At 66.1% G+C, this 21031-nt stretch carries 14 protein-coding genes and 7 pseudogenes; 11 read left to right on the top strand and 10 right to left on the bottom strand.

Going from position 1 to position 21031, the window contains the following annotated elements:
• Positions 1-6: 6 nt before the first annotated feature.
• Together STRNI_RS09585 and STRNI_RS09580 are read right to left on the bottom strand one after the other, a co-directional pair.
• Positions 7-388: pseudogene (locus STRNI_RS09585) on the bottom strand (helix-turn-helix domain-containing protein); the annotation flags it as partial.
• A 106-nt stretch (positions 389-494) separates the two neighbouring features.
• Positions 495-2534 carry an FG-GAP-like repeat-containing protein gene (locus STRNI_RS09580; RefSeq protein ID WP_277410953.1) on the bottom strand — a complete coding sequence of 680 codons (2040 nt, stop codon included), beginning with the start codon at positions 2532-2534 and terminating at the stop codon, positions 495-497.
• 175 nt (positions 2535-2709) lie between these two features.
• Between STRNI_RS09580 and STRNI_RS09575 the strand changes: the two genes are divergently transcribed.
• The 4 genes and pseudogenes from STRNI_RS09575 (at position 2710) to STRNI_RS09560 (ending at position 5288) form a co-directional block, all read left to right on the top strand.
• Positions 2710-3527, top strand: a protein-coding gene (locus tag STRNI_RS09575; protein WP_277410952.1) for an IS5 family transposase whose coding sequence is annotated in 2 segments (ribosomal slippage) — positions 2710-3052 and positions 3052-3527 — 819 coding nt in all. Because the reading frame shifts where the segments join, the coding sequence is not laid out codon by codon here.
• Between the two features lie 306 nt (positions 3528-3833).
• A pseudogene (locus STRNI_RS09570) lies at positions 3834-4045 on the top strand (helix-turn-helix domain-containing protein); the annotation flags it as partial.
• A gap of 42 nt (positions 4046-4087) precedes the next feature.
• Positions 4088-4855, top strand: a pseudogene (locus tag STRNI_RS09565) (transposase); the annotation flags it as partial.
• 39 nt (positions 4856-4894) lie between these two features.
• Positions 4895-5288: pseudogene (locus tag STRNI_RS09560) on the top strand (GNAT family N-acetyltransferase).
• 285 nt (positions 5289-5573) lie between these two features.
• On the opposite strand, the gene STRNI_RS09555 reads toward STRNI_RS09560, so the two are convergent.
• On the bottom strand, positions 5574-6470 hold the full coding sequence (locus STRNI_RS09555; RefSeq protein ID WP_277410950.1) for a LysR family transcriptional regulator: 897 nt from the start codon (positions 6468-6470) through the stop codon (positions 5574-5576).
• 216 nt (positions 6471-6686) lie between these two features.
• On the opposite strand from STRNI_RS09555, the gene STRNI_RS09550 reads away from it, so the two are divergent.
• Together STRNI_RS09550 and STRNI_RS09545 are read left to right on the top strand one after the other, a co-directional pair.
• Complete coding sequence (locus STRNI_RS09550) at positions 6687-7421, top strand: S1 family peptidase (protein WP_277410949.1); 735 nt, start codon at positions 6687-6689, stop codon at positions 7419-7421.
• Positions 7422-7859: 438 nt separating this feature from the next.
• Positions 7860-8030, top strand: coding sequence for a hypothetical protein (locus STRNI_RS09545; protein WP_277410948.1), 171 nt, complete (start codon positions 7860-7862; stop codon positions 8028-8030).
• A gap of 243 nt (positions 8031-8273) precedes the next feature.
• Here STRNI_RS09545 and STRNI_RS09540 read toward each other — a convergent pair whose 3' ends face one another.
• From STRNI_RS09540 to STRNI_RS09530, 3 genes are all read right to left on the bottom strand, one after another.
• Positions 8274-8864 carry a transposase gene (locus STRNI_RS09540; protein ID WP_277410305.1) on the bottom strand — a complete coding sequence of 197 codons (591 nt, stop codon included), beginning with the start codon at positions 8862-8864 and terminating at the stop codon, positions 8274-8276.
• Positions 8861-9376: a winged helix-turn-helix domain-containing protein gene (locus STRNI_RS09535; RefSeq protein WP_277410304.1), complete on the bottom strand. Its 516-nt coding sequence runs from the start codon at positions 9374-9376 to the stop codon at positions 8861-8863. Before STRNI_RS09535 ends, STRNI_RS09540 begins: the two co-directional genes overlap by 4 nt.
• A 69-nt stretch (positions 9377-9445) precedes the next feature.
• Positions 9446-10305 (bottom strand): IS5 family transposase gene (locus tag STRNI_RS09530; protein ID WP_381845878.1). Its coding sequence is split into 2 segments (ribosomal slippage): positions 9446-9940 and positions 9943-10305, totalling 858 coding nucleotides; the frame shifts between segments, so codons are not numbered across the junction.
• 102 nt (positions 10306-10407) lie between these two features.
• Here STRNI_RS09530 and STRNI_RS09525 point away from each other — a divergent pair.
• Complete coding sequence (locus STRNI_RS09525; RefSeq protein WP_277410947.1) at positions 10408-11592, top strand: IS701 family transposase; 1185 nt, start codon at positions 10408-10410, stop codon at positions 11590-11592.
• Between the two features lie 161 nt (positions 11593-11753).
• Here STRNI_RS09525 and STRNI_RS09520 read toward each other — a convergent pair.
• From STRNI_RS09520 to STRNI_RS09505, 4 genes and pseudogenes are all read right to left on the bottom strand, one after another.
• Positions 11754-12863: pseudogene (locus STRNI_RS09520) on the bottom strand (IS630 family transposase).
• Positions 12864-13024: 161 nt separating this feature from the next.
• Positions 13025-13443 (bottom strand): annotated as a pseudogene (locus tag STRNI_RS09515) (DUF2871 domain-containing protein).
• 154 nt (positions 13444-13597) lie between these two features.
• The gene (locus STRNI_RS09510; RefSeq protein WP_277410946.1) at positions 13598-14278 is read right to left on the bottom strand and encodes an ABC transporter ATP-binding protein; all 681 of its coding nucleotides are present in this window, start codon (positions 14276-14278) and stop codon (positions 13598-13600) included.
• A complete protein-coding gene (locus STRNI_RS09505) occupies positions 14275-15363 on the bottom strand; it encodes an ABC transporter permease (RefSeq protein ID WP_277413218.1) in 1089 nt (362 codons plus the stop codon). Before STRNI_RS09505 ends, STRNI_RS09510 begins: the two co-directional genes overlap by 4 nt.
• 171 nt (positions 15364-15534) lie before the next feature.
• Between STRNI_RS09505 and STRNI_RS09500 the strand changes: the two genes are divergently transcribed.
• The 4 genes and pseudogenes from STRNI_RS09500 to ltrA all read left to right on the top strand — a co-directional run bounded on the left by STRNI_RS09500 (position 15535) and on the right by ltrA (position 20816).
• Complete coding sequence (locus STRNI_RS09500) at positions 15535-16767, top strand: sensor histidine kinase (protein ID WP_277410945.1); 1233 nt, start codon at positions 15535-15537, stop codon at positions 16765-16767.
• Positions 16764-17399, top strand: coding sequence for a response regulator (locus STRNI_RS09495; RefSeq protein ID WP_277410944.1), 636 nt, complete (start codon positions 16764-16766; stop codon positions 17397-17399). The genes STRNI_RS09500 and STRNI_RS09495 overlap by 4 nt, the downstream gene beginning before the upstream one ends.
• A 239-nt stretch (positions 17400-17638) precedes the next feature.
• A pseudogene (locus STRNI_RS09490) lies at positions 17639-18417 on the top strand (IS5 family transposase); the annotation flags it as partial.
• Between the two features lie 641 nt (positions 18418-19058).
• Complete coding sequence (gene ltrA, locus STRNI_RS09485) at positions 19059-20816, top strand: group II intron reverse transcriptase/maturase (RefSeq protein ID WP_277410943.1); 1758 nt, start codon at positions 19059-19061, stop codon at positions 20814-20816.
• Positions 20817-21031: the final 215 nt, after the last annotated feature.

Here is a 21031-nt window from a genome sequence, read left to right as displayed (position 1 = left end):
GGTCGGCGGGGACCGCCGGTCCAGGGCTTGGATCTGGGACTTCTCGTCCTCCGAGAGCACTACCGCGCCATAGGGCGGGTTGAAGTACAGACCCACGACGTCGTAGACCTTCTCCACGAACAAGGGGTCCCATCGACAGCTTGAACGTGTCCGTCAGGTGCGGCTTGAGCTGGACCTTCCGCCAAATCCTGCCGACGGTGGACTTCGACAGGCAACTGTGCTCCGCCATCGACTTGCGCGACCAGTGCGTGGCGTTCTTCGGGAGTGCCTCCAGCGTAGTGACCACGACCGCCTCCACCTGGTCGACGCCGATGGTGGACGGCCGGCCGGGCCGTGGTTCATCCACCAGCCCGTCCAGCCTCTCGGCGAGGAAACGACGACGCCACTGAAGTCACACAACAACTAACGATCAACTACTGGCGCAGAACACTAGAACCCAAGGGGGCACGCGGGCCCTTGAGCCGTGATCGGGAGGTGGTGCACTGCCGCGATCGTCAGGTCATACGCTTGCCGGTGGCGAGGTTGCCCTTGCCGTCGCCAGCGTAGAGGTAGGGGAGGTTATCGTACCAACGGCCGAGCAGGTCGGCTTTGCCGTCGCCGTTGAAGTCGCCGCGCAGGACGGTCTTCATATCGCCCCATGACGAGTCGTTCCACAGCTTGACGGACTTGGCCAGCGGGCCGGAGCCGCTGCCGAGGTAGCGGCGGAAGCTGCCGTTTTCCCACACAGCGGCGACGTCAATGCGGCCGTCGTTGTTGAAGTCCCCCGTGACCAGGTGCTTCATCGAGCCCCAGCTGTTGTCGTGCCAGAGGTTGCGGCTGGTGCCTTTGAGGGTGCCATCGGCGCGGGTGGGGTAGGAGTGGATGCTGCCATTGCCCCAGATGGTGAGCAGGCCGTCGCGCTGGGTCCCGTCGATTTTCATGGGGACGATCTTGCGCATGGTGGTCCAGGAGTTGTCGTGCCACATCGTGCGGCCCGCGCCAAGGGCGCCCCGGTCGTTGCCGGTGTAGAGGTGGATGGAGCCGTCGTACCAGGTCGCGGCGATGTCGCCGCGGCCGTCGCCGTTGAAGTCACCGGCCACGATGTGCTTCATGGTGGCCCAGCTGTTGTCGTGCCAGAGATTGCGGCCGTACCCCAGGGTTCCGTCGGCCTTGCTGTAATAGACGTGCAGAGAGCCGTCCTTGTCGATGGCCACGACGTCGGTGCGGCCGTCGCCGTTGAAGTTCGCCGAGGCTATACGCTCGGTCATGCCCGCGAAGGCGTGGCGTTGCGGCTTGGGCCGGGGAGCGTGGGGTGCAGGCTGCTCGGGGTTGTGCGCGTCCATGTGCTGAGCGACTCGCTTGCGCAGATCGGGCAGCTTGTCGTAGAGGTGCTCGCCGGGGCACAGGGTATTGAAGACATCGCGGTGGCCCGAGATGACGTCGAGGGACACCTTTTCCCCCTTCGGGTAGCGATTGCCGCTGCCGCCACCGGATATCAAGGCGGCCTTTCCCTTGGGGACCAGGCCGTACTGGGCACCCTTCCAGGCCAGGAGCTTGGCCAGACCGTCCATCATCGGTTCGCTGGGCTGGGGAGTGGGGCCGCTGCCTTCGACGTTCGACTCGAAGTTTCCGAGGGTGGCGATGCCCAGAGTGTCCCGGTTGAAGCCCAGGGCGTGTCCGGCCATGATCGCCTTCGGGTCGGAGGTGGGGGACGCGTCGGTGCTTCCCTTGCGGCCCTCCCAAAGGCGGCCGAAGCGGTCCACGACGAAGTTGTACGGGAAGTCGCCGTATCCCAGGTTCCTGATGCCGTTGGTGTAGATCGCGCGCAGCAAGCCGGGAACGTCCTCGCGGCTGTATTGGTTGCCGTTCACCGTGTGGTGGACGAACATCGCCTTCACGCTGTCCATGCCCTTGTACCCGGAATCGGCCAGGGACTCGTCCGCGCCCCAGTCGGCCCGGGAGTGGACCTCGGGCCGCAGGCGGTCGGCGTCGCCCGCCGACCACGCCGCAGGGTGGATGCGCGTCTGCTGCGGAGCGCTGCCCTCGGCCTTCTTGTCGGGGTTGATGAGTGACAGCCGCAGATCGGCCGGCAGCTCCCCCTTGGGGGTGGTCATTCGCAACTGTACGCCGTCGGCGGTGTCGGAGAAGAAGATAGGGCTTCCGGCGCGCGTGGCCTCGTCGTCCGTTATCTGGTCGCCGCCGAGCGGGATTTCCTGCCACTGGCCCCAGGATCCGTCATGGTGGAAACGGGCGAGGGCACGCGCGTCGTGTTCGAGAGGGGCGCCCTTCTCCCAGCTGAGGGCGATCACCCGGAACGGCTCCGTGGAGTTCTTCTGCACGGTGACCTGGTTGGCCTTCGAAGGCTGGGGGTTCGGCTCGGCTGTGTCCTTGGTGGCCGTCATCGGAACGTTCGTCAGCTCCGTGACGGGTGCGGCGTCAGCGGCCGGGGCCAGGAAGTCGGTCCGGGCAGGAGTTTCGGCCGTCAGGACGGCGGTGGTCAGTGCTCCGCCCAGCAACAGGGCGGTGAGCGATTGCGCGGTACGCGCTTTTGACATGGCTACCCCTTCGGTAGGGATGCTCCAGAAATAGGCAGAAATCCCCCTGGGGCTAGTCAAGCCTGAACGGACACCACGCCCAAGTGAAAGTCCTGGTAATAGATGAAATAACTTGCCAAAAGTATTAGGCGGTTAAGACCGTGTCCTATGTGGTGAGGCAGACGTTGGCCTGTGTATGGGGCGGGGTACGTGGAGTTGGATTGTTCCGGACGGTCTGTGGGAGATCGCGAAGCCGTTGATCCCGCCGTCGAAGGTGCGGCCGCAGGGCGGTGGGTCGCAGGACACGCCTGATGAGACGGTGTTCGCGGCGATCATCTATGTGTTGGTCAGTGGCTGTTCCTGGCGTGCGTTGCCGCCGTGCTTCGGGATATCGAAGTCGACCGCCCACCGCCGGTTTCTGATCTGGTCGCGGGCTGGCGTGTGGGGCCGGCTGCACGAGGCGATCCTGCACCGGCTCGACGATGCCAGCTTGCTCGACGTCTCCCGCGTGGTCTTGGACTCAGCCCACGTCAGGGCCAAAAAGGGGGCGAACTCACAGGTCCGAGCCCCGTGGACAGGGGCAAGCCGGGTTCCAAGATGCACATCCTGTCGGACGCGAACGGCCTGCCCTTGGTCGTCGGCGTCTCGGCGGGGAACACCCACGACAGCCAAGGGCTGAAGCCGATGGTTGAGGGTCACCAAACGAGACACGACCCGCACCGCGGCCGGTACTTCAACCCCGAGCGCCTGCACGCCGACAAGGCATATGACCGGCCCGACCTGCGGAAATGGCTGCGTGGTAAGCGGATTGGAGTGCGGATCGCCCGCAAGGGCATCGAGTCCAGCGAACGGTTAGGGCGGCGTAGATGGGTGATCGAGCGCACCATGTCGTGGCTGTCGGGCTACCGCAGACTCAGCCCCCGCTACGAACGCGACCACCGCAACTACCTGGCCTTTCTCGGACTCGCCGCCGCCATCTGCTGCTACAAGCGATACGTCCGCCTCACCACATAGGACACGGTCTAAGTCAGCCTGACGACTGACGTTGTGTCTGCACGCAGAGAGGGCGTACAGAGGCGCTCTGTGCAGAACGGCCCAATGGGCCTGTCAAGAGGGCTGGTTCCCGGAGCTGGTCGACCCACTACGCGCGGTCCATGTCCCGCGGTCCTGGATGGGCCGTGGCGCTTTCCTGTAGGGCGCGTCGACTGGTTCGGCCGGGACTAAAGGGTGTTGTGGAACGTGGTCTGCTGAGCATTTTCCCTGTCTGGGTGGGGTGTTGCGGCTGAGCGGTTGTGGGTGGAGACGTTCACGGCCTTGCGGATGAGTGGTTTCGAGGCCCTGTTGAGGGTGGTGCGGGAGCGGGCGGCGACGGGCCCAGTGGCGGTCGGCTGTGGTGCCTGCCGCTGGCCGAGCGGGTGCTGCTGGTGGCGGTGTACTACCGCACCAACCTCACGATGCAGCAGCTCGCCCCCTCTTCGGAATTTCCCCGGCCACCGTCTGCCGGGTCATCCAGCGACTTGGACCCTTGCGGCACCGCCGGACGACCCGCAGGACGAGGCGGAGCCGGCTGCGTTTCGCCCTGGCCGACGGGCCATCGGTTCGCTGAACGCACCCGCGCCAAGCACGCCACCATCCACGCGCTCCTGGCCGCCGGACACAGCAAGCGGTCCGTCGCCCGCCAGCTCGGCATGACCCTCAACACCATCCTGCGCTTCTCCCTCGCCGCCGAGCCAGAGGAACTGTTCACCGGCCAGTGGCAAAGCCGCGCGACCAAGCTCGATGCCTACAAGCCCTACCTCGACGAACGCTGGCAGGAAGGCTGCACCAACGCCTGGAAACTGTGGGAGGAGATCCAGGAGCAGGGCTACCCGCACGGGTACGGCAACGTCCGCAACTACGTCAGCAGGACTCTTCGCGGCAAGCCCAATCCGTTCGGGCCCCGGCCGCCATCGGCCCGCGTCGTCACACGCTGGTTCCTCACCCACCCCGACGCCCTGACCGAGGGCGATCGGCTCCAGCTCAAGGCCGGCCTGGCCAACTGCCCCGAGCTGACAGCACTCTTCGAGCATGTACGCGCCTTCGCCCACATGCTCAGCCACCTGCAGGGCGACCAACTACCCGAATGGATCGAAGCGGCCACCGCCACCATCGAACTGTCCAGTCTCCACCGCTTCGCCCAGCACCTTGCACGCGACCTCGACGCAGTCATCGCGGGCCTCTCACACCCGTGGAAGTCCGGTCTCGTGGAGGGCCCTGTCAACCGGATCAAGATGCTCAAGCGCCAGATGTTCGGCCGCGCCGGATTCGACCTGATCCGCAAGCGAGTTCTCCTCGCTACGTAATCAAATCACTGGACCTGGCACGGACATTACGATCGCGGAGTGACGATCAAGTACGAGTGGCGGGGCGACTTCGACAACACGGCCCTCAACGCACTACACGCTGACGGCTTCGGCCATCTGGTCGCTCAGACTGACTGGCGAGAACGACTTGAGCGCCACAGTCTTGGCTGGGTCTGCGCCCGGGAAGGCGGCTCTTGTTCGGCTTCGTCAACGTCGTTTGGGACGGTGGAGCCCATGCCTTCATTCTGGACACGGTGGTCGCACAGCATCGCCGGCGAAAGGTGTTGGCGCCGTGCTGGTCGTAACCGCAGCCCACGAAGCCCGTGCCGCAAAGTGTGAATGGCTCCACGTCGACTTCGAGGAGCACCTGCGGTCATTCTATTTCGATGTGTGCGGTTTCAAGGCGACGACAGCCGGTCTGATGGCTCTGTAACGCCATGGGCCCGAGCCCTGGGCCAGGGCGCACAGGACTAGGAGTGGTATCAACAGGCCCTTGCCAGGTGGGCCAGAGCCGCAACAAACCAACGAAGCCAGCACCATCTCGCCGGTGCACTGGGCGCGGCCCTGTGCACCACGGCGCTGGAACGGAAGTGGGTGCGGCGGGTCGACTCCGGGCGCGCAGTGAAAGTGACGCAGGAAGGAGGCGAGGCGTTCCAGGGACTGCTGGAGGTAGAGTTCTAGCCACCGGCTGGCGCCCGCGCAGTCATTCGCTCGGTGCTCACTCCGCGCGAGTGTGCATGGTTCGAGCCTGACGCCACAGTGCCGCCCCCGCAGGGGAGAGCCGTCCCTCGTTGAGACATGCCAGGCCGACTCGTCGTGACGAGCGTGGGGTGATCCTGCGGTAGACGGCGCCGTCATGCCGGTTGGGAAGAGCAAGCGATGCCACGATCGAGACGCCGTGCCCTTGAGCCACGAACTCAAGGAGTGAGTTCAGCTGCTGCAGTTCGTGCGTCACCTTCGGCTGGATGCCTGCGCGGGCGAACATGCAGGCGATCAGCTCCTGGGAGCCGGCGTGGGTGAGGATGAAGGGATGCCGCCCCAGGTCACGCAGGTCGATGGGGTCGGTGTCAGCGAGCTCGTGCCGCTCCGGGACGACCGCGACCAGGTCGTCGACGGCCAGTGGCAGGGTGTCGAACTGCGGTTTCGGCAGGGTGACCACACCAATCTCAATGCGTCGCGCGGTCAGGTCCTGCTCGATTTCGAGGTCGGTCTTCTCGGTCACGGACACCTCGACTCCCGGGTAGCGCTCCTGGAACCCAGCGAGCAGCGGCGGGAGCAGGGTGAGTGAGGAGCTGGTGCCGAACGAGCCGATCCGCAGCAGCCCGGCTTTCAGCCCCGCGCTGGTGGCTGCAGTGGTCTGGATCAACCGCAGCGCCGCGAAGACATCGCGGACGTGGCGGAGGATCTGCTGTCCGGCATAAGTCAGCTCGACGCCGGGTGCGTTGCGGTTGACGACTGCCGTCCCAAGAGTGGCTTCGAGTGCCCGCAGCGCGTGACTGGTGGCCGACGGGGTCATGCCGAGCCTGGCCCCGGCGCTCGCAATCCCATCGGAGTCGACCAGGGCCAGTAACAGGTTCAGTTGCTTGAGCGTCGGGAACGCATCGGGACTCTTCATGTTGAACTCAACTTCAGTTGTTGATGAGCAACTTAAATCCTAGGGTCCACAAATAGCACACCAAAGGCGCGTTGGTCACGTTTTCCAACATGGCCAGCGAGCTACGGCTGTCACCGATCGAGGCGATGGCGGAGCAAACCCGGCAGACCGCAGGGTTGCCCTGTCCTGGCTGCCAAACCAGGGAGCCGGTACGCCCCATACACGAGAGGAAAGACCATGAGAAAAACACCTCGCACCGTCATGGCGGCAATAGGTGTACTCACCGCCACGACCTTCGCGTTCAGTGGTACGGCGAACGCAGTCGACGGCGGCTCCGCAGAGGCGACGCCAAGCTCTGTCGTCGGCCTCCATTGCTCAGGATCACTGATCAGCGCCCAGTGGGTCCTGACCGCCAAGCACTGCAATCGCGCCATCAACGTTTGGCGTAGCAAGGGAGAGACGAAGGTTGACGTCGATGCACACTACGACGCGCCCAGCGGCGCTGACATGGCTTTGCTGCACCTAAAGACGCCGGTTGAGCCTGGTTGGGCCCCAACCGCGCCCCCCGGCCAGCGCACTGGGAGGGGGTACGTGAGGCTGGCGGACGAAACCGATCCGAAGCCGAAGGTGGGCGACACCGTGAAGATCTACGGTTGGAGTACAGGAGAGCTGAGGTCTGCTGACATCAAGCTCGACCGCTACGAAGCGGCCTATAACTCCGGCAACATTATGAGCCGTAACCCCAACAACATGGGGGGCTATGGCATCGACGGCGCTAGTGGCCCTGGGGATTCGGGCGGGCCGGCCACTCAAATCGTCAACGGTGAACGGAAGTTGGTCGGCATCTTTACGGCCGGCGGGGGCGGCCCCCGCCCCTACAGCAAGAAGTTTAGCGCTGGCCCTCACCTTTTCAATCAGGACAGTAGCGGTAAGACGGACCGCCAGTGGATCAAGGACAAGACCGGGGTCTGACAGGCAGTGTGGGCAACGGCCGCTCGACGCCCCTGAGGCCCTGAGCAGGGTGGGCGTCCGCCAGGCACCGGATGCCCACCCACCTGTCGTATCGCCCTCCGTGCAGGCACATGCAATGGATTGCCCTGCGTGCTATGACCCAGATATGACGTGTTCTGAACAGCACGCGGACGACGGGGTCCCGATGTACGGTTGATCACTTGCCCCGTTGTTGGTCCGGTGCGGGTTCGGTGGGCTGAACGGCGGGTGCGCAGGGCGCGTCGGCCGGCGTGGTGGGCTTCGCCACTGTGGAGGCGATGTTCGGCTTGGTCGATGCTGTGCCCAGGGGTGGTCGGCGCTGCTTCTCGATGATCTCCGGCGCCGGGGCGGAGCGGGTGGGCGGTGAGATCCGCGCTGGCTGTACGTGCAGGCGTGCTGTACGGGCACAAGGAGACCATCATGGCTGCCGTCCGCATCGTCTCTTTGAGGGCGGCGACGACTGCCCAGGGCGGATGGCGAACTCGGGGTGAGGCCGGTGGCGCGCAGGTCGAGTCCGACCAGCAGCTGCTGGGCCAGTTCGAGTTCGTCGTCTGTCTGAAGCCCGCCGGGATGTACGTCCACCAACGGTGAGAGATCAGGCCGGCGATGCCATGTCACGCGGCGACGCGTCAGACCGGGTCGCCTCACATCCTGTCGAGACTGAGCATCCGGTTCACGGCCTGCTTGATAGTGAGGCCACCTTGTTCTCGCTGTGGGCCAAGCGCCGGCGGGGGAGTCGAAGGGAGCTCGACTGGGAGAACCTCAACGCGTCTGGGGTTTCCGGGGCGGAACTGGCCGGCCCTCATCAGCACAGGTTGTGCCGCCCGTAGCGAACTACTGATCTTTTCGTAAGTTCGGTGGGTGTGGTGGCTGGATGGTCAGGCCGGTGTGGGCGAGGTAGGACCATGGCAGGTGCTGGTTGTGGTTGATCCGGTGGACGCCTTGTTCGGTGGCGTCGGCAACGTCGGCGAGGTGGTCGCCGGCGAGGTTGGCGAGTTCGCGCTTCTTGAGCGACGACCAGAGCAGTTCCACCGGGTTCAGCTCGGGTGCGTATGCGGGTAATCGCTCGAGGGTGAGCCAGTCCTGCTCGGTGACCCAGGCTCGCATCGCCCGGCTCCAGTGGGCGGACAGGCCGTCCCAGACCAGGATCACTGGCTCGCCACGGTAGAACGCTTTGACCTGTTCAAGGACCTCGATGAGAGCGATGGTGTCGTAGCTGCCGGGCTTGAGGTGGAAACACAGGCGAGGACCGCGGTCGAAGTCGGTGGAGTGGTAGCCCAGAGCCGCAGCCATCGACGCACGCTTCCAGTTCAGCCGGTGCCGCAGAAGCGGCGTGCGGCCGCGAGGTGCGTAAGTACGGCGGATCTGGGGCAGCAACGAGACGCCTGATTCGTCGAGGAACACGATCCAGGCACGTGTGTTCACCGCCCCCTTTTGATGCGCGGCCACTCGTGCGTGATCCAGCGGGCGATCTCGGACTCGTCCCGCTCCACCGCCCGCCGCTCAGGCCGCTGCAGACTCCACCCCAACCGGCCGGTCAGCAAACGCCACACCGACGCCCGTGACAGGGACACTCCTGTCACCCGCTCGACGACCGCGCCGACTCGTTCCAGGGTCCACAGATCGGCCTCGAATCCATGAGCCTGGGCACCTCGCTCCAAGGCGGCCCGCACAGTCTCGACCTGGGCGTCATTCAGCTTGGGCGGGCGCCCGGTGGCCGGACGCCGGCGTAAGGCTGGAGCACCCCCTTCCTCCCACACACGCCTCCACCGCCGCACGCTCTCGGCACACACTCCCACCGCCCGCGCGATCTCCGGATTCGACCCGCCCTCCTCAAACAGCTCGACCGCCCGAACACGACGCGCCTCCGCCAACTGCGGCCGTGACAACGGAGGTACGGAAGAACCAGACGCACAGGACAAAGGTCGATAAGCCATCCCGACAGCCTCCCACCCACAAAGCCACCACACCCACCGAACTTACGAAAAGATCAGTAGGGTCCGTCTTCAAACGGATCTTGCCCAGAGCAGGAACGACGCGAGTGTGACCGCTGCTTCGTAGGAAGTGGCGGTCTTGTCGTATCTGGTGGCGATGCCGCGGAAGCCTTTGAGCCGGTTGAAGCAGCGTTCGACAATGTTGCGTTGGCGGTAGATCTGCCGGTCGAATGCCGGTGGTCGCCCGCCCCGGCGGCCGCGGTTGTGCCGATGCCGTCGCTGGTCGGTCTTCTCTGGGATGGTGTGTGCGATGCCGCGTTTGCGCAGGTAGGCGCGGAAGCCGCGGGAGCTGTAGGCCTTGTCTGCGATGACCTGGTCGGGTCTGCAGCGGGGCCGGCCAAGTCCGGCGCGAGGGACACGGATCCGTTCCAGAAGAGGTTGTGCGCAGATGCTGTCGTGGCGTTGCCCCGGTGTCACCAGGATCGCGAGCGGGCGGCCCTTGCCGTCGCAGGCGAGGTGGATTTTGGTGGTCAGCCCACCTCGGGATCGACCGAGGGCGTGATCGTCCGTTTGGTCCTGCTGGTTGATCCCCCTTTTCGGCCGGTGGCAGCGGCGTGCTGGTGGGCGCGGACGATGGTGGAGTCGATCTGGACCAGCCAGTCGATGTCGCTGGCCGCGTCGGCGCGGGCCTGGATGCGCTGGAGAGCTCGGGTGAACACGCCTTCCAGGGCATAGCGGCGAAAGCGCGTGTAGACCGTCTGCCACGGCCCGTAGCGTTCCGGCAGGTCACGCCAGGAGATCCCGGTCCGGATCTTGTAGACCATGCCGTTGATGACCTGCCGGTCCGACACACGCGGCCGTCCCGTAGCGGCCCGCGGTATCAGCGGAGCGAGTAACTGCCACTCCTGATCGGTGAGTTCATGGCGGCGTATCACCCCACCATGATCCACCAACCCGGTGATCTTTGAAGACGGACCCTAGTACTGCAACGGTGTTTGTCGTGACGGTTGGGCAGGCTGGTCGTTGGCCTGAGTATGGGTGGGGACCTTGCTGATGTCAGGGTGTGGGCCGGTGAACTGGACGCTGTGCATGACCGGTTCGTGCACAGGTTTTCCAGGTCAGAGCCGCGGGAGTCGGCACTTGCCTATATGCGGGGACTGATCGCCCCACTGGAGCGCAAGAACGGCTGGACACTGGCCGAACAGGCCGGTCATGCCGCTCCGGACCGTATCCATCGGCTGCTGAACCGGATCGAGTGGGACGCCGATGAGGTGCTTGAGGACGTGCGCGACTACGTCGTCGAATACCTCGGCGACCCCGACGCGGTACTCATCGTGGACGACACCGGCTTCCTGAAGAAGGGCACCCGTTCGGCAGGTGTCCAGCGGCAGTACTCCGGGACCGCGGGACGGACGGAGAACTGCCAGGTCGGCGTCTTTCTCGCCTACGCAACCTCATCCGGCCGGACGCTGATCGACCGCCGGCTGTATCTGCCCACCTCCTGGACAGACGACCGCGAACGCTGCCGCAGGGCCGGCATCGACGACGAGGTCGGCTTCGAGACCAAGGTCGTCATGGCCAAAAAGATGGTCCGCCGCGCGATCAGGAACAAGATCCCGTTCCGGTGGGTGACCGCTGATGCCGCCTACGGCTTCAGCAAGGGCTGGCGGTATGAACTGGAGCAGGCCGATGTCTTCCACGTCATGGCCACCACCAGGCACAACACCGTCGTCACCCGCTGGGCCCTCGACCACCCAGTCCACGACCTGTTCACCGGCCTTGCGCGGCAGAAGTGGAAACGCCGCTCCTGCGGACGCGGCGCCCACGGACTTCGGGTGTTCGACTGGGCCCGCGTCGAAGTCCGTCCCTGGCACCGCGAGGACCGCCAACACTGGGTTGTCGCCCGCCGCAGTGTCAGCCGGCCCGAGGAGATCTCCTACTACATCGCCTACTGCCCGGCCGGCACCACGCTGGACGAGTTGATCCATATCGCCGGCAGCCGGTGGGCCGTCGAAGAATGCTTCCAGACGGCGAAGCAGGAGTGTGGCCTGGACGACTACCAAGTCCGCCGCTACCCAGGCTGGCACCGCCACATCACTCTGGCCATGGCCGCCCACGCCTGCCTGACCGTCCTGCGGGCTCGCGCACTCGATGCCGGGAAAGCAGAAACGGATCCTCCCAGCTCATCCACCTCAGCCTCGCCGAGATCAGACGCCTGATCACCCGCCTCACCCACCGCCAACCCGCACCCGTCGACCACATCCTGCACTGGTCGCACTGGCGGCGCAGACGCCAGCACCAGGCCCGCATCAGTCACTACACACGACGCGGACACAGCCCATAGAACTGCCCACCCATCAGCACAAACACCGTTGCTGTACTAGTGAGCTGGTCCGGAGATCCTGTCGCAGTAGCGGCAGTAGCGGCAGTAGCGGCAGTAGCGGCAGATGCGGTCGATGATCTGGTCTGCGGTCTTGGTCCATCTGAAGGGCCGGGCCTGGTCGTTCCAGGTCTTGATCCAGTCCTCAAGCGTGGCCGTCAGCTCGTCCAGTGAGCAGAACACGCTGCGTTCGAGGCAGCGCCGTTGCAGTTCGGCGAACCACCGCTCGACCTGGTTGATCCAGGATGAGTACATGGGTGTGAAGTCCAGCTCGAACCGGGGATGCGCAAGCAGCCACTTGTGCACGACGGGTGCTTTGTGGGTGCGGAGGTTGTCGCAGATGACTTGGACCGCCAGGCCGGGCTCGGTCTGGTGGTCGATCTCGTCGAGGAAGTCGCGGAAGTCCACGGCCCGGTGCTGGGCCGAGAGCTTTCCGATCACTTTTCCGGTTGCGGTGTTCAGCGCCGCGAACAAGTCGATGGTGCCGTGCCGGACGTAGTCGAAGCTGCGTCATTCGGGCACTCCAGGCAGCATCGGCAGCACCGGAGCGGTCCACTCAAGTGCCTGGATCTGCGGTCTCTCGTCCACCGCGAACACTGCCGCGTTCGCCGGCGGAGCCAGGTAGAGACCGACCACGTCGCGGATCTTGTCGATCAGCAGCGGGTCCGGGGAGATCTTGAAAACCTCGGTCCGCCATGGCTGGAGGCCGAACGCCCGCCAGATCCGCAGCACGCTCGTGGGCGAGATCCCCACCTGCCGGGCCATCTCCCGCTTCGACCAGTGCGTCGCTCCTTGCGGGGTCTCTTCCAGGGTGCGCACCACCACCTCCTCCACCTGGGCGTCGGTGATGGTGCGCGGGACACCTGGCCGTGGCTCGTCGGACAGCCCGTCGAGCCGGTCTCACAGGAACCGTGTGCGCCACCGACGCACCGTTTTGCGGTCGGTGGCCAGCCGCGCTGCCGCGGTGTTGTTCAGTCCGTCAGCACACGCCAACACGATCCGTGCCCGCTTCGCCAGACCCTGCGCGGTCGTGCGGCGCCTGGCCCAGTTCTGCAAGATCAGCCGCTCGGCCCCCGTTAACGCCAACGGCTCCAGCCTGGTATCACCCATCTCCCCAGCACAGCGCGGGAAGACCGGCCCCCTCAGCCGAACGCCAATATCTGAAACAGAACCCGCCATGCGCGGGCAACATCGCGTGTGCGGCAGCGCCGACGCTACCGGGAGGGCCGCAGTACTTCTGGTGGTGTTCAGGGGAGGGGATGCTGGTCGGTTTAGGCGGATTCTGTGAGATCGGGGCGCACGCGGTTGTGGAGACAGAGGAAGAAGAAGACCAGGGCGAGGGTGAGGAGTATGTGGCCCAGTCCTGCCGGTCCCGAGATCGCGGGTCCGACGCTCTTGCCCAGGACGGTCATGGTGCCGTGAGCGGTCATGATGCCGGTGGTGAGGATCAGGCCGGCGTGGTACGTCCAGAAGAACGCGTTGAAGAACCGGCCGCTGCTCAGATGCAGGATTTTCTCCAGAGCCACGGCGATCAGGAAGAACAGTGTGCCCAGAGGAGCAGGTGTGTGTGGAGCACGGAGAGCTGGGTGTCTCCGGTGAAGTCCTGTGCCTTGGTCAGCTCCCGGTAGAAGAGTCCAGCGAGGAGGCCAAGGACGGTGTAGATGACTGCGGAGTAGTAGAGCTTCTTCACAGGCGTCGATCTCTTTCGGCCAGGCAGCGGGGTTTGTTGCTGCGACAGCCGGGTGAGGCGGGGGCGGCCAACCGCTGTCGGTGAGGGGGCGGGTCACGGGTCACGGCGGGTGTCCGGTGGTCCGGAAGCGGTTCCCGGGGGCCGCCTGGTCGGGTCAGGTGTGGGCGGGCAGGTGCAGGCGTCCGTCGTGGACTTCGGCGATCTGGTCGACGGCGGTGAGATGGGCGCGGTCGTGGGTGACCAGGACGGTCGCGGTGGCCTGTTGGTGGGTGAGGCGGGTGATCAGGTCGATGACGGCGGCGCCGCGTTCGTGGTCGAGGGCGCTGGTGGGTTCGTCGACCAGGAGCACGGTGGGGTCGTTCATCAGGGCGCGGGCGATATTGATGCGCTGGCGCTGGCCGCCGGAGAGCTGATGGGGGCGTCGGCGGGCCTGGTCGGCCAGGCCGACGGCGTCGAGCAGTTCCATGGCCCGGTTGCGGGCGGTGCGGGGCTTGCGGCCGTCGATCTGTGCCATGACCTGGAGCTGTTCGGCGGCGGTGAGAGAGGACAGCAGGTTGGGCTGTTGAAAGACGATGCCGATCTTGTGACGGCGCAGGTCGGTGAGCTCGCGGCGGGTCATACCGGTGGTGGCCTGGCCGTCGATGGTGACGGTGCCGGCGTCGGGGGTGATGAGGGTGGCGGCGACGGCCAGCAGGCTGGACTTGCCGGAGCCGGAGGGGCCGACGACCGCGGTCAGGCTGCCCTTGGGCACGTCCACGGTGACGTCGTCGAGGGCGGTGAGGCGGTCCTCGCCGTCGGGGTAGGTGAGGGTGATGTCGGTCAGGTTAAGGCTCATCGGGCGCTCCCCAGGGCGGTCAGCGGGTCGACGGAGGTGATGCGGCGGATGGACAGGGCGGCGCCGAGCGCGCCGAGCGCGATCATCACGGCGGCCGGGAGAAGGACGGTGGCGGGGGTGAGGAGGAAGGGCACGGCGCTGCCGGCGACGAGGGCGCCGAGGCCGGCGGCGATGCCGGTGCCGATCAGGGTGCCGCCGGCCAGCAGGATGACGGCCTGGCCGAGGGCGTCCTTGAGCAGGTTGGCGGTGGAGGCGCCCAGCGCCTTCAGCACGGCGACGTCGCCGCTGCGCTGGATGGTCCACACGGTGAAGAAAGCGCCGATGACCAGGGCGGAGATGGCGAACAGGAAGCCGCGCATCAGCTGCAGCGAGCCGTTCTCGGAGGTGTAGGAGCCGATCGCGGACAGCGAGTCGTCCACAGAGGCCGTCTTGGTGCCCGCAGCCTCATCGGTTGTCTTCACATCGGCGCCGGAGGAGGTCTTCAAGGCGATGACCGTGGCGGTCGGCCCGTTGGTCTTGCCGGTAGGGGGTGCGGTCTTCTGCCAGGTGTCGAGGCTGGTCCAGATGACCGGGGTGTGGCTGAAGGAGGCATCCCCGCTTACCGCCGCGACGGTCACCTTCTTCCCGGCCAGGGTGAAGCTGTCGCCCGCGCTCACGCCGAGGTCGTCGGCGGCGGTGGTGGACAGCACCGCGGCGTGCTCGTCGATCTTGTTGCTGTCGGGGGCGAGCGCGGAGCCGGGCTTCACGCCGAAGGCGGAGACCCCGGTGCTCTTGTTTCCGGCGCTCGCCTTGGTGGTGATGATGCCCAGCGGTTCGGCGCTGCTCACGCCGGGCGCCTTGGCCCACTGCTGCCACTGCTGCTCGGTGACGGTGGAGTTGGCGTACGAGATGTCCTGGCCGCTGCCGGGCGCATTGAACGCGATCTGGTTTGCGGGCAGGGACGTGATCGCGGAGATGTTCTGCTGGCCCAGGCCGGCGGTCAGCCCGGACAGCAGCCCGACCAGCAGGGTGATCAGCACGATGACGGTGCCCATCAGGGCGAAGCGCCCCTTGGCGAACTTGAGGTCTCTCCAGGCGACGAACACGGCGTGGACCTGCCCTTTCAAGTGGGGGAAGCGGTATGTCTCCACCCTCGCCGCCAGATACCCGCCCAGACATCTGGCCCAGGACAGCACTTGCCGCACCGAAAGGCGGCACGCCGGTTGTAACTTTCGATGGAGGCCGGGCCGGGGACTTCTTCATAGGCTGGAGGGACTGTGACCACCACCGCCCCCACCCTGACCCCCACCACCCGCGCTCTGGCCTGGTGCCTGCACCTGCTGGTCGTCGGTCTCCTTGCCCTGGCCGCCGGCCGGGCCGTGGCCGATCACCGTCCGCACGCCGGGTGGGTCCTCGCCACGGCCGTAGCGTGCGGCCTGGTCTATGCGTCCGGCCCTGTACTGCCCCGTGTGAGCCGCTCACGGCGGGCCGCCGCACTGTGGCTAGCCGCCGTGAGCACCCTCTGGCTGGTGCTGCTGGCCCTGTCCGCCGACGGGGTGTGGGTGGCGTTCCCGCTGTACTTCCTCCAGCTCCACCTGCTGCCCCGCCGCGCCGGACTGGCCGCGGTGGCGGCCACCGCGGTGGCCGCCATCGCCGGCTTCGCCGCACACCAGGGCTCCTTCAACGCGGCGATGGCGATCGGACCGGCCCTCGGCGCTGCCGTGGCGGTCGCGGTGGTGTGGGGGTATCAGGCCCTGTACCGGGAGAGCGAACAGCGCAGGCGCCTGATCGAGGAACTCACCGCCACCCGCGCCGACCTGGCCACCGCGCAGCACACCGCCGGGGTGCTGGCCGAACGCGAACGTTTGGCCCGCGAGATCCACGACACCCTCGCCCAGGGCCTCTCCAGCATCCAGCTGCTGCTGCGCGCCGCCGAACGCGCCCTGCCCACCGCCCCCGACAACGCCGCCCGCTACGTCGACCAGGCACGGCAGGCCGCCGTGGACAACCTCGCCGAGGCCCGCCGCTTCGTCGCCGCCCTCACCCCGCCCGCCCTGGAAGGCACCACCTTGGCCGACGCCCTGGAACGCCTGTGCGCCACCACCAGCACCCGCCACCGGATCACCGCACGCTTCCACCTCACCGGCGAGCCCGTACCGCTGCCGACCGCGCACGAGGTCGCGCTGCTGCGCATCGCCCAGTCCGCCCTGGCCAACACCGTCCGCCACGCCGAGGCCGCCACCGCCGAGGTCACCCTCAGCTACCTCGGCGATCACGTTGCCGTGGATGTCGTCGACGACGGACGCGGCTTCGACCCCGCCCACCTGCCCGTCGCCGACCCGCAGGCCGGCGGCTTCGGACTGGCCGCCACGCGCGCCCGCACTCAGGCCCTCGGCGGCACGCTCTCCGTCGAATCGGCCCCCGGCCACGGCACCGCCCTGGCCGCCCAACTGCCCCTCGACCCCACCCCCGACACCCCATCCCACCCCGCACCCGAGGCCCGACCGTGACCGACACCCCCATCCGCCTGCTCTTGGCCGACGACCACCCCGTCGTACGAGCCGGGCTCCGCGCCGTCCTGGAAACCGAAGACGGCATCGCCGTGGTGGCCGAGGCCGCCACCGCCGAGGACGCCATCGCCCGAGCCGCCCAGGGCGACATCGACGTCGTCCTCATGGACCTCCAGTTCGGCAAAGGAATGAACGGCGCCGAGGCCACCGCCGCCATCACCGCCCGCCCCCAAGCGCCCCGCGTGCTGATCGTCACCACCTACGACACCGACGCCGACACCCTGCCCACCATCGAAGCCGGCGCCACCGGCTACCTCCTCAAAGACGCCCCACCCGAGGACCTGGCCGCCGCCGTACGCACCGCCGCCACCGGCCGCACCACCCTCGCCCCCGCCGTCGCGGACCGGCTGATGAACCGCCTGCGCACCCCAGGCACCGCCGTGACCCGCCGCGAGAACGAAGTCCTTGCCTTGGTCGCCGAGGGCCTGTCCAACCAAGCCATCGGCGCCCGGCTCCACCTCACAGAAGGGACCGTCAAGTCCCACCTGGCCCGCATCTACGCCAAGCTCGGTGTCGACTCCCGCACCGCCGCCGTCGCCACCGCCACCGAACTCGGCCTCATCCGAAGGTAAAGAGCGCGGCAGGCCCGCACGCTCACCGGCGCAAGGCCTCGCACACCAGGCCAAACCCGCACCGGACGCCCGGGGCCTGGGCCGTGGGTGCGGTTGAGGAACATCCGCGCCGGGCCGTGCGCCAAGCCCGCACCCACCGTGCGCGCGGCACGCATCGTGACAGGGCACCGACAGAGGCACACCGCAGCGCGCGTGCCCCGACCTCCCTGGTCCTAGGCGGTGTCTTCAAATGATCTTTGATGGTGGATCATGGGCGGGTGATTCGTCGCCATGAACTGTCGGATGCTGAGTGGGAGTTCATCCGGCCGCTACTGCCTGAGTCTGTGCGGGGCAGGAAGCGGTTGGACGACCGCACCGTGCTCAACGGGATCGTGTGGAAGTTCCGGACTGGGGTGGCCTGGCGGGATGTGCCCGAGCGGTACGGCCCGTGGGCCACGCTGCACACCCGTTTTCGACGCTGGTCCCTGGACGGCACTTTCGAGCGGATGCTCCGTGCTGCCCAGGCAAAGGCGGACGCGGCCGGGGACATCGACTGGCTCGTGTCGATCGACTCCACCATCGTCCGCGCCCACCAGCACGCCGCCGGGGCCCGAAAAGGGGGCTCCGAAGCCCCGGACTCGGACGCTCCCGGGGCGGCCTGACCAGCAAGATTCATCTGGCCTGCGACGCGGCGGGCCGCCCGCTCGCCTTCACCGTCACCAGCGGGAACCGCAACGACTGCACTCAGTTCACCGCCGTGATGGAGGCGATACGGGTGCCCCGCATCGGCCCGGGGCGGCCCCGGATCCGGCCCGCCCACGTCCTGGGCGACAAGGGCTACAGCTCCAAGGCCATCCGGACCTGGCTGCGACGCCGCGGCATCGGCCACACCATCCCCGAACGGACCGACCAGATCCGCAACAGGCTCCGGCGCGGCAGCCGCGGCGGGCGCCCGCCCGCCTTCGACAAGCAGCTCTACAAGCAGCGCAACGTGGTCGAACGCTGCTTCAACCGTCTGAAGGTGCGACACGAAGTCGCACACGTTAAGTGGGAAAGCCATGAAGGGAGTGAAAACGTGCTGACCCCGGATTAGTGTCCGCAATCCGTTCCCGCGCTCACATGCGTCGCCGGTAACAGCGGGGTATGAAGCTGAGCGTTCAAGCCTAAGGGTTCCCTGGCCATCGGGGAACTACAGGCGAGGGAAAGGCTGGACGGGTGAACCGCGTGAACCCCTGTCGATGTCTCGTAAGGTTGAAGCCGCCCGATGGTTCGTTATCAGCGGCTACAGAACCCGGCGTTGGGAGACGCCAGGCGACTCCCGAGGACTTTAGGTCGGGAGGAGGACACCGCCGGTTCCGGGATAGAGGGGGCACCCACCCCAGCCGCAACTTACGTGTGTGGAACGTGGAAAACCCGTTGGAGTCCGGGTCCAGGCCCGGTGAGCCAACCGCAAGGAAGGCCCAACTCTCCAGCGGGAACAGGATGGCCCAAAAAGCGAACGCCGGTCGACCGAAAGGTCGGAGGAAAACCCTGGAGTCCTTCACCCCAGGCTATAACTCGCCGGATACAGGTCTGAATGGCCTGACCCGAAAGGGTGCCCACGTGGGCCGGGTGAGCCTTTGAACCATCCCGAGTAACGACGCCAGAACCTGTCGGACAAGTTAGACGCAAAGGAGGAACATGCGACAGACAGTCCCTACTGCTGGCCGCACCTCCGGAGTGAACGGACCACAGGGCGAACCACTGGACTGGCACAGCATCGACTGGGCCAGCACTGAGGGAAACGTACGGCGTCTGAGACAACGGATCTTCAAAGCGACACAGGCAGGGGACCTCAAGAAGGTCCGCAATCTGCAAAAGCTCATGCTACGGAGCCGCAGTAACACGCTCGTGAGCGTGAAATGGGTGACGCAGCAGAGCAAGGGCCGCAAGACGGCAGGCATCGACGGGGAACGAGCACTCACCCCCCAGGCGCGAGCTCGCATGGCGGTCGACATCGACCAGCAAACCCAACCCTGGAGAGCCAGGCCCGTCAAGCGGGTCTACATCCCGAAGAGCAATGGGAAGCAACGCCCGCTCGGCATCCCAGTCATGCGCGACCGAGTAATCCAGGCGCGCGTGAAGAATGCGCTGGAACCTGAGTGGGAAGCCCGGTTCGAATCACGCTCCTACGGATTCCGGCCGGGCCGCGGATGCCACGACGCCATCCAGGCGATCTTCAGCACCGCGAAGGGCAAGGCGGCCAAGCGTCAGTGGGTACTCGACGCCGACCTGGCCGCAGCGTTCGACCGCATCGACCACGACCACCTGCTCGACGGTGTCGGCGGCTTTCCTGCCAGGGAACTCGTCCGCCAGTGGCTGAAGGCGGGAGTGGTCGACAACGGACGCTTCACTCGCACCGACGAGGGAACACCTCAAGGCGGAGTGATCAGGCCCCTGTTACTCAACATTGCACTTCACGGAATGGAGGAAGCCGCAGGCGTTCGGTTCGCAACCCGCAAAGGAAAAGTGATGTGGGCCGCGAAGGGGACGCCCATCCTGGTGCGTTACGCCGACGACTTTGCCGTGTTCTGTACGAGCAAGGAAGAGGCTGAGACGGTCAAGTCCCGGCTTGGCGACTGGCTTGAACCCCGAGGTCTTCGCTTCAACGAAGAGAAGACACGAATCCTCCACCTTTCGGAAGGGTTCGACTTCCTCGGCTTCAACGTCCGACGCCATGGCGACAGCCTGATCATTACGCCCAGTAAGGATGCGGTGAAGAGAATCCGGGATCGACTGCGGTCCGAGATGCAATCCCTCCTCGGGCAGAACATCACGGTCGTACTCCGCAGACTCTCCCCTATCGTCAGGGGCTGGTCTGCGTACTACCGGACGGTGGTATCCAGCAAAACGTTCTCAGCGCTGGACAGTTATGTGTGGACGCTCACCTACAAGTGGGCCAAGCGCACCCACCCGAAGAAGTCGAAGCACTGGATCGTCAATAAGTATTTCGGCAGACTCAACCGGTCCAAGAACAACAACTGGGTCTTCGGTGACCGCACCACAGGTGCACACCTTCCCAAGTTCGCCTGGACCAACATTAGAAGGCATCGGCTAGTCAAGGGAAAGTCCTCACCTGACAATCCCGCACTCGGCGACTACTGGAGCCAGCGCCGTAAGACGCGCACACCGCCACCGATGGACAGGATCAGCCTTACTCTGGCAGCCCGTCAGAAAGGACTCTGTCCGCTCTGCGGTCAGGCACTCATCGCCGGCGCGGAATACGAGCCAGAAAGCCCACGCGAGTGGATCGACTGGTTCGACGCGATGAAGAAGCGGTTACACAAACACCACTTCACCTACCGACGAGACGGCGGATCTGATGAAGTCAAGAATCTTCGGCTCGTTCACTCCGAATGCCACCAGCAGCTTCATGCACGCGATGGCAGCAACAAATAGCAGATCCTGTGAAGCGATTGGGCTTGCTTGAGCCGCGGTGCTTGGAAACAGGCATGCCCGGTTCTGAGGGGGCCGGGTCATGGCAACATGACCCGGCTACCCGACCAATGGCGCGGAATCGCCACCCGCTACGACAAGACCGCCGAGTCCTACCAAGCAGCCGTCACCCTCGCATCGCTCCTGATGTGGGCGTGACATTTGAAGACAACTCCTAC

It is taken from the genome of Streptomyces nigrescens (assembly GCF_027626975.1).
Taxonomy (GTDB): Bacteria; Actinomycetota; Actinomycetes; order Streptomycetales; family Streptomycetaceae; genus Streptomyces; species Streptomyces nigrescens.
Note: the sequence above shows the minus strand (reverse complement) of the source record. Positions and strands in the feature narration are given on the sequence as shown.

Bases quoted from the DNA above. Each gene is read 5' to 3' on its own strand.
- STRNI_RS09580 (WP_277410953.1), bottom strand. From the start codon at position 2,534: ATGTCAAAAGCGCGTACCGCGCAATCGCTCACCGCCCTGTTGCTGGGC.
- STRNI_RS09555 (WP_277410950.1), bottom strand. From the start codon at position 6,470: ATGAAGAGTCCCGATGCGTTCCCGACGCTCAAGCAACTGAACCTGTTA.
- STRNI_RS09550 (WP_277410949.1), top strand. From the start codon at position 6,687: ATGAGAAAAACACCTCGCACCGTCATGGCGGCAATAGGTGTACTCACC.
- STRNI_RS09545 (WP_277410948.1), top strand. From the start codon at position 7,860: ATGGCTGCCGTCCGCATCGTCTCTTTGAGGGCGGCGACGACTGCCCAG.
- STRNI_RS09535 (WP_277410304.1), bottom strand. From the start codon at position 9,376: ATGGCTTATCGACCTTTGTCCTGTGCGTCTGGTTCTTCCGTACCTCCG.
- STRNI_RS09525 (WP_277410947.1), top strand. From the start codon at position 10,408: ATGGGTGGGGACCTTGCTGATGTCAGGGTGTGGGCCGGTGAACTGGAC.
- STRNI_RS09510 (WP_277410946.1), bottom strand. From the start codon at position 14,278: ATGAGCCTTAACCTGACCGACATCACCCTCACCTACCCCGACGGCGAG.
- ltrA (WP_277410943.1), top strand. From the start codon at position 19,059: ATGCGACAGACAGTCCCTACTGCTGGCCGCACCTCCGGAGTGAACGGA.